This is a genomic window from Desulfobacter sp. UBA2225 (assembly GCF_002348205.1).
In the GTDB taxonomy this organism is placed as follows: Bacteria; Desulfobacterota; Desulfobacteria; order Desulfobacterales; family Desulfobacteraceae; genus Desulfobacter; species Desulfobacter postgatei.
The window spans coordinates 1-10642 of record NZ_DDYV01000181.1; the positions used below are offsets into that span (position 1 = coordinate 1).

A 10642-nucleotide genomic window follows, 5' to 3' on the forward strand; every position below is an offset into this window, starting at 1 on the left:
TTTAAAGGCTTGCCTGCCTGTCCAACCCGGCATATAAATCATACATAAATTTCGACAAAACAGGCCTTTGGAGATATGAAAATGAATCAGGAATATACCGACTACTACGAGTCAAACCTTAAATTACTAAAAAAGAATCAGCCGTCAGTATGGAAACAAATTACAGAAGATCAAACAGAAGCTCTCGGTGAAATTTCTTTTGCTCCTAACGGCAAACCCAATCTTACAGTCACAAATGACCAGGGAAATTCAATTCTTCTTCACAATGAAGTGAATCCGGAAAAGGAAAGTTCAGATTTCCTGGGAAAAATTCCTCCAGACCATAAAGGCTTTGTCGCCATCCTCGGCATGGGTCTTTTTTACTCCGCTCTCAGCATATTGAAACAACGACCTCATCTTCAAAATCTTGCACTTTTTGAACTGGAGACCGGAATTTTCATCCAGGCACTTCAATATATTGATCTTTCTCCTATACTGCAAGACCATCGGCTTATTCTGGGCATCGGAGCAAGAGCGGATATTGCTGAAACACTGGCAACAGCGTCCCGAACCCTGCAGCTTGAAGATTCAAATATATTACATCATCTGCCTTCGTTCAGCTTTAATCCGGACGGATATAACCAGCTTAAAGATGATCTTTTTGCACATATCAACAGTCTTAACATTGGCGGAACAACCACAAGACTATTAGGTAAAGATTTTCTAACCAATCGCTTCAAGCATATCTGCACCATACATCATCATCTGCTATTGGAACATATACAAAATAAATTTGATGGCGTTCCTGCCATTATGGTTGCTGGGGGACCGTCTTTAGATAAAAATATCCACTTGCTGAAACATGCACAGGAGAAAGCGGTCATTATTGCCGTTGATACGGTTTTACCTGCTCTGTTGAAAAACGGTGTACACCCGCACTTTCTCACTTGTATTGACCCGAATAACCTTACGTTTGAAAAATTCGCCGATGTAATACCACAGGTTAAAGATATTGCCCTGATCTGCTCATCCTGGGTAAACCCCAAAACCCCTAAAGTATTTCCGGCCGAACAGATCTTCTGGACATTTACGGGTAAGCCTATCGAAGCGTGGCTCAATTCACTGCTTGGCGGAGAACTCCTGACCGGCGGTGCCAGCACTGTCGCGCACTTAAACCTTATTGCCGCACACATGCTGGGGTGCGATCCAATCATATTTATTGGTCAGGATCTTGCTTATCCCGGTTCTGCTTCTGCTTCCCACGCAAAGGGAACCGTCCTTCAAGGGACTGCCCCGACAAAGATAATAACAAATCATGTCCAGGGGGAAACCGTTACCGGTATCAACGGAGAAATTTTACAAACAAACCGTTCATTTTTAAGCATGAAAGAATTTTTTGAATCTGCCATTGCCAAATCCGATAAAATTCACATAAATGCAACGGAAGGAGGTGCAAACATTGAAGGCACCAAAATTCTGACTTTACAAGCAACCATGGATAAACATTGCAACAAATTTATCAATACAAACCAACGCCTAAACGAGTTTTATTCAGCTTCAAAACCAATCGCGTCTGACAAAATGCTTGTTGAGTTCAACAGAATACTCAGCAAAACCAAAAAATTACATAAAATCATTAAATCCTCGGATGAAATTGCAAGGTCGTTATTAAAAGAACTTACACAAGCGAAAAGAAACGGCAAGCTTGTTAAATCTTTTGATATGCTTACCCTGTCACAAAAAAAACAAATAAATAAAATTGATAAATTTCATAAAGACCTGGATGATACCCTGGAAGTCTGGAAAATCTTAGAAGAGATAACCATGGAAGGATTAAAAGAAAGTGAACGCCAAAAACAGGGTATCTCAATACTCGAAAATGATCCCGACAGATATATTGAATGGCTGATAAAAAATTTAGACAGGTTGCTCGGCATCAATAAAATCCGAAAAGAGACTTTGACAGTCCTCTCAGACAATTTAAACATGGTCTCATCATTTCACCAAAAAGAAAGCAACTATCTGGAAAAAATCAATAAAGGCTCCCAACCCGAACAAAACAAACTTAAACTGGCCGGTCTCTATATCAACTCAAAAAATTATTACCTGGCCACCCATCTGCTGGAAGATCTTTGCAAGGTAATGCCGGAATCCGGTGAGGTTTGTTTTTATCTTGGCTGTTCAGCGGCTCAATCGAATATGCTTCAAAAAGCAGATCATTATTTTCGAACGGCAATAGAATGCGATCCAAAACTCAGCCGGCAGATTGACGCATACTTACACGACATGGGGGATGATTTCCTGAAGTTTGCCCGGTATTTTAAAACCCAGCCAGGACGTGAATTAAGCGTGAAATACATGGTAGAAAAAGGCCTCAGGTATCATCCAGACAACATCGAACTTCAAAAAGAACTGGAAACCATCTTATGGCAGGACCTGAAACAAATAAAATCAAATGTTGATACCGATAACTATCAGAACTCAGCTGGATTAATAAACGAATGGCATCAGAAGGCAATGGATCAGAAAAATTTGTTTGAAACTCTTCCTGCAGATCTGACAAGTAATATTTTTTTGTACAAAGGCAAACTGTGCTTGTCGCAAAAAGAGTATCAAAACGCCATTGAAAGCCTTAAATCAGCCATAGAATACTCACCCGATAACCATGAGATTCATTCTGCCACCATTGACACCCTGTTTATCGCCGGTGATTTTAATGGGGCCATCAAAGCATTGAACAAAGCAATCAAACTGGATACTAAATTTGCAGGTTACTGGGAAACCATAGGGGATACCCTCCAGGACAGCGGCCAAAATGAAGATGCAATCATCGCCTATGAAAATTGTTTTCTGCATCTCCCCGACAACATAAATCTACTCAAAAAAATGGGCGACTGTTACATGGCCACAGACCAGTTGGAAGCAGCCAGAGCCGCCTATCAACAGTTAAAACTTAAAATGGATATTCTTAACGGCGAATAGATCTGGCTGTCAGAATCTACAGCATATTTTTATTCAAAAAATTCAATTACTCAATGTCGGATCAAAAAATCAAACAATTTAAAATCAAATTCCGTATCAATATCCAAACACCGTTCTTTGGGGATTTCATAGCCGATTGTAAATTCAGAATAAAAAGACCTGTTCTCCAAAAACCATCTTGATTCAGCCATATAAACGGCACCGGTTGGGATATATGCAGAAGGAAGATCCTGTCTTCTGCAATTTAAATATCGGCTCCCCATAATAGATTTCAACCTGTTATTTTTCCCCATTTCAAACATCCAGTAGGGACTTTTATCCGGTTTTACTACAGATACCGTTGATTTGGCTTTTGAAGTAATAGAGAGTTTTATACACCCATCTATATCCTCTTTTGAGGTGAATGGAGAGGTGGGTTGCAAAAGCATCACATAATCATAACCGGAAATTTTGCTAAGTGCATGAACGATAACATCAGAACTCGAACTGTTATCTTGAGCAAATTCTGAAGGACGGACAAAGGGAACCTCACATTCGTAATTTTCAGCAACCCTAATGATCTCATTATCATCAGAAGAGAGAATTAATCTGTCAATATAAGCTGATGTTTTGGCGGCCTCAATTACCCATGCAATTAGAGGCTTTCCCCCTGCCAGCTTAATATTTTTTCGCGGAACCCCCTTTGAACCGCCACGGGCAGGGATGACGGCAAGTATTTTATTGTTCTTAAACATTTTTAATGATCTTCTTAAAATTAAATTATCCCCAGAATATTTCTCCGTATTCGCCGTCAGCAGTTTCAAAATCCCTTTTGTGCCCGATGTCCATCCAGTATTCCCTGATCTGGAATATCACAGTTTTATAATCTTTCTCCATCATCCTGTCAAAGAGATGGGTCATATCAAAATATTCGTTATCCGGTATCAGGTCTATCATTTCCGGTTGAAACACATAAATTCCTCCGTTAACGAAAAATCGCTGGACAGGCTTTTCATCAAGCTGCACCAGTTTGTTCCCTTCCTGTTTGATAACACCATAGGGCACCTGCATGTTGTATTCCCTGACGCACATGGTTGCCATGGCATTGCTGAGTTTATTATTGTTGATATGAAACTCCAGAAGCTGCTTAAAATCAACTTTGGTTAGAAGGTCACCGTTCATCACGATAAACGGCAGCGATGGTTTTTCCGGAAGCAGTTTGATGCTTCCGGCTGTGCCAAGCCGCTGTATTTCCCTTAGGTATTCAATGTTCACTCCCCATTTAGAACCATCCCCAAAGTATTCCTGAATCATCTCTGCTTTGTAATTCACTGAAATATAGAAAGTGTCGAAACCTTTTTTTATAAAACTTTCAAGAATCGTTTCAAGTAAAGGGGTTCCCCCGATCTTTAAAAGCGGTTTAGGGCATGAATCGGTTAACGGACGTAATCTGGTGCCAAGGCCTCCGGCCATGAGAACAACCGGATTTTTTTGTTTCTTCTCTTTCAGGATATCCCGTAAAAAGATAAGTTCCACAACCCTGCCGTGGTGATCAACAATAGGAAGTTGATTAATCAGCTGTTCCTTCATGATCCTGTGCATGGTCCCGGGATCATCGTCAACGGAGGCTGTCAAAGGGGAAACATAAAAAATACGCTTTACAGGTTCATCAAGGCTGATTCCTTTTAAGATGCCACGGCGGATATCTCCGTCTGTAACGGTCCCAAGAAGCTTATCATCAGGATCAACAACAAGGGCAATCTGAAGAGCGCTTTTATCTATTACCGCCATGGTTTCTTTTATGCTGGTCTCAGGCCCTACAGATGTTTTTTTCCAATCTTTCATTTTTCCACCCGTCTATCTCTCTATTGAGTGTTGATCAGTATGCGATATCATGAAATACTTTTTTTAGAATATCTTTTAAATCGGCTTTTTTTAAAATTTCCTTAATTCTTTTAGCAGTACCGGATTTTTCAAACGGAATGCTCATGGTTTTCAAGCGCGACTGAAAAAGATGACCGTGTATTATCTTCAAAGCCGCCAGTATTGATTGTTCAGCAGGATAGCAGTCAACCACACTTTCCGCCCTGATTCTTCCCTTCTGCCTGTCGCCGATATTGATTGAAGGAACTTTAAGTGCGGGTGCTTCGAAAATACCGCTTGAACTGTTCCCGATAACCACCTTGCAACACTTCATTGCGGATAGATACCTTAAATATCCCAGCGACGGCACCACAAGGCATTGTTCAGGATGCGCCTTGTGGTAATCCTTTTGCATTTGATTGATCACCCTGCCACCTGAATCAGCATTGGCTCCGGTGAAAATAATCTTATGATCCGGATACCGGTCCAACGCAGCTAAAAGTTGATCAAATTGTGTTTTAAAACTTTTCTCTTCCAGGGTTGCCGGATGAAACGTCACAAGGAAAAACGGTTTGTCCAGTTTAAACCCGATGGCTTTTTCAAGATCATCTTGTTTCATCAGCTTTAAGTTCCTGATATTTTCCACTCCCAATGCCCCAACATTATAGACATATTCCGGTTGCTCGCCCATCTGGATAATTCTGCGCCGGTAAGCTTCACAACAGGCGAAATGGAGATGGGCCATTTTTGTAATGCTGTGCCGGAAAGCTTCATCAACAGCCCCTTGTGTCGTTTCCCCCCCATGGATATGTGCAACGGGAATACGGCAGACCTGGGCAGCCGTTGCACAGCAGAACGCTTCAAACCGGTCACCAAGAATAACCAATAGATCCGGGGTGTATTCAGCAAAAAATTTTCCATATCCGGAAACGGCTGTCCCCATGGAATGACAGATTCCTGCCGGGGAATCATTAATAAGACCGATATCCACACATTTGTCCGGCTCAAACCCGTCTCTTCGGATCTCCTCAATGGTCATTCCCTGTTCCCGCACCAGGTGGGTGCCGCTAACCAGCAATTGCAATTGCAGATTTGAATCCTCATGTATTTCCTTAATCAGATTCCGGAGAAGGCCGTATTCAGCACGTGTGGATGTATAGACACAGATTCTACGCATCAATCAGATCATCTTTTTTATAATTTTTTCCGGCAGTCCCGCCAACGATATCATCCCATTTCATCGGACTGATTCCTGTTCCCGGCCTTTTTACCGTGAGATTGTCCTCGGTGAATATTTCCCCGGCGGCAATACTGCAGGCAGCTACAATGCTTTTCCGGGCAATGTGAATGTTTTTCTTCTCCGAGCGGCTTGGTTTTTTTATGCCGCTGCCGAGGGCCAGCTCAATATTCCTGACAGCTCTTACCATTTGAGCCAGCTCTTCCGGCAAAAGAGATGCGTTGTGATCCGGGCCGGGTAAATGTTTATCCAGGGTAAAGTGTTTTTCAATCATTGTGGCTCCCATGGCGACTGCCGCAACGGGAACTTCAATGCCTTTGGTATGATCGGAGTAACCGACTCTAACCCCCGGAAATGAGGCCTTTATGGTTTGCATGGCCTTAAGGTTGACATCCTGAAAGGGTGTCGGATATTCAGTGTTGCAGTGAAGAACGGTTATCATATTCAGAGGGATTTCAGCTTTCGTAAATACAAAAAGAGCGGTCTTGATCTCTTCCAGATCCGCCATCCCGGTTGATAATATTATTTCCTGGCCAAAGGAGGCGATTTTTCTTAAATAGGGCAAATTGGTTATTTCGCCTGAAGGAATCTTCCATTTTTGAATTCCCAAGCCTCTCAGCATATCAATGGTTTCAAGGTCAAAAGGAGAAGATAAAAACTCAATCCCGTTCAGCTCGCATGTCTTTATCAGCTCCGAATGTGCGCCATGAGACAATTCAAGTTTTTTCAGCATCTCAAACTGGGACTCGTCCCGGGCGGATGTTTTTTTTTGATAATCAGCCTTGGCCGCACTTTTTGTTACAAGGGTTTCCGCTTTAAATGTCTGGAATTTTACGGCATCGGCACCGGCATCGGCGGCAATGGCCACCATCTCCATGGCCCGGCCAAGGGAGCCGTTGTGATTGACCCCGGCTTCGGCGATTATGAACACCTTGTCGCGATTCATTATAATTTATTATCTTTCATGGCTTTCCCGTCTTTTTCACCGGCAATAAGGCTGCCTGCCTTAAAAAAAAAATTATCCGGGAGCTTGGCACCTTGAACAATAATTGCGTTTGACCCAACAAAACTTCCGGAACCAATGTTAGCTTCACCATTTAAAACAGCAGCCGTGGAGATATGAGTATGATCGCCGATTCTTGCATCATGTTCAATCAAGGACCTGGTATTTAAAATACAGTTTTTCCCGACAATAGCTCCGGCATTTACAAGCGCATGATGCATAATAATACTGCCTTCCCCAATCCGTGCATGCTTTGACACATATGCAAAAGGAGAAACAACAAAGGGAAAAACAAAACCGGCCTGTTTTAACAGGATGAAAAGTCTTTGTCTGATATTGGATGACCCGACCTGACCCACGGTTAACAGGGCATAATCATACTGTTTTTTCAAGTTTTCAAAGTCAGTATCACACCCTATCACGGGGTACCCGAGGACCGGCTCGGAATTTTCTTTTCCGGGCTGTTCCACTATTCCGGCTATGGAGAAGGTCTTGCCGGTCTCAATGACATCAATACAAGACCGGCAATGACCCCCGCCGCCGACAAGAATGATTTTTTTTTCAGGCATTGGCCCTCGCACTGCTCGGCAGGTTTACAATTCTCTGTACAAGCCATCTTGCATTTTCCAGATTATCGGTTTGACACTGTTTATATATTGGAAGATCCGGCAGCAGCTTCCAGGCCGGCCGGGTCATTATTCCGGATTCGTTTGTTTTTTTCAAAAAGTCGTCCCGCTGTTTTTTATCAGACGTAATTACTGCATTCAGCCAGTAATTGCTGGAACATCCGTCTGGCTCCGTAACAAAACGCCCCCATTCATTTATTCTAAAAAACGCTTCATACGCGGTGGCAAGCTTTCGTTTGTCATTAAGGATGCCCTCCAATTGTTCAAGCTGCGCGCAGGCCAGGGCGGCATTCAAATTGGGCAGCCGGAAATTATACCCGATTTCGTCATGAACAAACTCCCATTGATGATTTACTTTGGCCGTGGTGGTCAAATGCTTTGCCTTTCGTGCAAGCGCCTTATCATTTGTGATAATGGCCCCGCCACCGCCGCAGGTAATGGTTTTATTCCCGTTAAAGCTCAATACGCCCAAAGAACCGAATGTTGCACAATGTGTTTTTGAAATTTTTGAACCCAATGCTTCGGCAGCGTCCTCAACAACAGGGATTTCCCAGGAAGCTGCCAATTCAAGTATTTGGTTCATCCTGCACGGATGCCCGAACGTATGCATGGGAACAATGGCGGCAATCCTTCTGCCGCTATTTTTATTAAACGTCCGCCTGCCGTTTCTTCGAGCATTTTGATCAAGAAATCTTTCCAGCGCCGCCGGGCATAACCCCAGGGTTTCCCTGTTTACGTCAACGAATACCGGAACGGCATTGTTATGAACAATGGCGTTGGCTGTTGCCACAAAGGTCAGGGGCTGGGTGATGACTTCATCATTTTGTTCAACGCCTGCCACCCTTAATGCCGTTTGAAGGGCAGCCGTTCCGTTTACCGTTGCCACTGCATATGCGGCACCCAGATATTGGGCAAGTTTTTGTTCAAACCGGTCAACATATTCGCCGATGCTGGAGACAAAGGTGGAATCAATGGCATCCAGGACATAATTCCGGTCGATTTCCCTGAAGCGAGGCTCATGAAGCGGGATAATCCCTTTGGTCTGATACCAATCCCTTATGAATGTGATGAGATCGCTATACATTATATATATCTGTTTTATAACGTGAAAGGTTTGCAGGGTTGACAAACCATTCAATGGTTTTCTTCAGTCCCTGTTCCAAGGAATAGTCCGGCTTGAAGCCGGTGAGGCGATTTATTTTCGTGTTATCACAGCACAGCCGGAAGACCTCTGAATCTTTTGGCCGAAGTCGTTGTTCATCTGTCATGAATTTTACATCGGACTTCATAATATTCCGGATCAGATCCAAGGTATCTGCCACGGAAATTTCAACCCCGGAACCGATATTAACGATTTCTCCAATGGTTTGGTTGGATTGTGCCAAAGCCATAAACCCTTTGCAGGTGTCCAGGACATAATTGAAATCCCGGGTGGGTGAGACATCTCCCAGTTTGATCAGTTTTTTACCGGTTGCAATCTGCCCGATGATGGTGGGAATAACCGCCCGGGCGCTTTGCCGGGGGCCGTAGGTGTTAAAGGGCCGGGCAATGGTCACCGGCAAACCAAAGGCCAGGTGAAAACTCATGGCCATATGATCCGCCCCGATTTTGCTGGCTGAATAGGGAGATTGGGGCTGCAGCGGATGGTTTTCATCGATGGGGATATATTGCGCGGTGCCGTAAACTTCGGAAGTTGAGGTATGAATCAACCGCTCACATCCGTTTTCTCTGGCCGCCTGGCAGATATTCAGGGTTCCCTTGACATTGGTGTCCACGTAACTGTCCGGTGCAATATAGGAATAGGGAATGGCAATCAATGCAGCCAGATGAAAAATTACATCCGTATGCTTTGTGATTTTTTTACAAAAGTGGGGATCTCGGACATCCCCGGATACGACTTCAATATCATTCAGACAATCAAGGCTCTCCAGCCAGCCCCAATCATTGAAAGAGTTGTACTGGCTTAACGCTTTTAGGCCGGCACCGCAGTCAACCAGCATTTCCACCAGGTGGGACCCAATAAATCCATCAGCACCGGTCACCAGGATTTTTTTATTTTTTAATTCCAATTACGTTCCCCCGAATGGTTATGATTGCCGAAACCCCCTGAAAGATGCATCCCGGGTTGAATATAAATGCCGAGTTTGTGAATTTATTATTTTTTTCTTGTTTTGAAAATAGTTTTCCACGAGTCGTATATTGGCATCGCACAATTCGGAATACAATTCTTCTTCAGACAATTCAGTAAAATTGGCCGCAAAAAGATCCGAGTTCAGATGTTTGTTTTCATAAAAATCCTGTATATCCTCAATTAACCCTTTTTCCACTGCATAATCATATAACGGAGAACCAGGATAAGGCGTGACAGGGCGAATGGTTCTCATCTGCGCACCATCATCGTGCTTTATTAAAAATTCTACGGCAGCGTTCAATGTTTCTTTATTATCGCCTATATGACCGAACAACATATTCAAACCAGGGCTTATGCCCGCATCTAATGTGGCCTCTATACCCAGGTTTATCTGTTTTATTGACAAGGCTTTGTTCATTTTTTTCAACACTTCATTGTCGTAGGCTTCAATTCCATAATTAATAAAAACACATCCCGCTTTTTTCATGGCTGCCAATATATCAGGGCTGGCGTAATTGAGCCTGCCGTTGCAATCCCATTTTATATCCAGGTTCGCCTTTAAAAAAGCGTCACAAATTTCAAGGGTGCGTTGTTTGGAAGACATGAGAAGCTCATCGGAAAAAGCAATGTAGGATATATGAAATTCTTTTTTCAAATATTGAATTTCTTCAACTATAGCCTCGGCACTGCGGGGACGAAAACCCTTGTCCATCCTGTAGCAGAAATTGCACGTGAATGTACACCCCCTTCCGGAAAGCAGCGGCATGACAAAATCGCTGTGGGTACAATGAGGCATCCTTAACAGCCTATAATACTCAATGGGAAAAAGATGATAGGCCGGC

The 10642-nt window shown here is 43.3% G+C and carries 9 protein-coding genes; 1 reads left to right on the forward strand and 8 read right to left on the reverse strand.

Translation table 11 applies throughout. The features are described 5' to 3' along the window. Window positions 1–81 precede the first annotated feature (81 nt). Window positions 82–2961 (forward strand): 6-hydroxymethylpterin diphosphokinase MptE-like protein, encoded by a 2880-nt coding sequence (locus B3D59_RS09300; RefSeq protein WP_286819251.1) that lies wholly within the window; start codon window positions 82–84, stop codon window positions 2959–2961. 50 nt (window positions 2962–3011) lie between these two features. On the opposite strand, the gene B3D59_RS09305 is transcribed toward B3D59_RS09300, so the two are convergent. From B3D59_RS09305 to B3D59_RS09340, 8 genes are all read right to left on the reverse strand, one after another. Then, a complete protein-coding gene (locus B3D59_RS09305) occupies window positions 3012–3764 on the reverse strand; it encodes a cytidylyltransferase domain-containing protein (protein WP_286819254.1) in 753 nt (250 codons plus the stop codon). Beyond that, window positions 3721–4785 (reverse strand): nucleotidyltransferase family protein, encoded by a 1065-nt coding sequence (locus tag B3D59_RS09310; RefSeq protein ID WP_286819260.1) that lies wholly within the window; start codon window positions 4783–4785, stop codon window positions 3721–3723. Before B3D59_RS09310 ends, B3D59_RS09305 begins: the two co-directional genes overlap by 44 nt. 34 nt (window positions 4786–4819) lie before the next feature. After that, window positions 4820–5980: a UDP-N-acetylglucosamine 2-epimerase gene (gene neuC / locus B3D59_RS09315; RefSeq protein ID WP_286819264.1), complete on the reverse strand. Its 1161-nt coding sequence runs from the start codon at window positions 5978–5980 to the stop codon at window positions 4820–4822. After that, complete coding sequence (neuB, locus tag B3D59_RS09320; protein WP_286819266.1) at window positions 5973–6986, reverse strand: N-acetylneuraminate synthase; 1014 nt, start codon at window positions 6984–6986, stop codon at window positions 5973–5975. The genes neuC and neuB overlap by 8 nt, the downstream gene beginning before the upstream one ends. After that, window positions 6986–7612, reverse strand: coding sequence for a NeuD/PglB/VioB family sugar acetyltransferase (locus tag B3D59_RS09325; protein ID WP_286819267.1), 627 nt, complete (start codon window positions 7610–7612; stop codon window positions 6986–6988). Before B3D59_RS09325 ends, neuB begins: the two co-directional genes overlap by 1 nt. Further along, the gene (locus B3D59_RS09330; RefSeq protein WP_286819271.1) at window positions 7605–8753 is read right to left on the reverse strand and encodes a LegC family aminotransferase; all 1149 of its coding nucleotides are present in this window, start codon (window positions 8751–8753) and stop codon (window positions 7605–7607) included. Before B3D59_RS09330 ends, B3D59_RS09325 begins: the two co-directional genes overlap by 8 nt. Next, window positions 8746–9738 (reverse strand): NAD-dependent 4,6-dehydratase LegB, encoded by a 993-nt coding sequence (locus tag B3D59_RS09335; protein ID WP_286819272.1) that lies wholly within the window; start codon window positions 9736–9738, stop codon window positions 8746–8748. Before B3D59_RS09335 ends, B3D59_RS09330 begins: the two co-directional genes overlap by 8 nt. A gap of 18 nt (window positions 9739–9756) precedes the next feature. After that, the coding region (locus tag B3D59_RS09340; RefSeq protein WP_286819273.1) for a B12-binding domain-containing radical SAM protein at window positions 9757–10642 on the reverse strand (886 nt) is incomplete at its 5' end.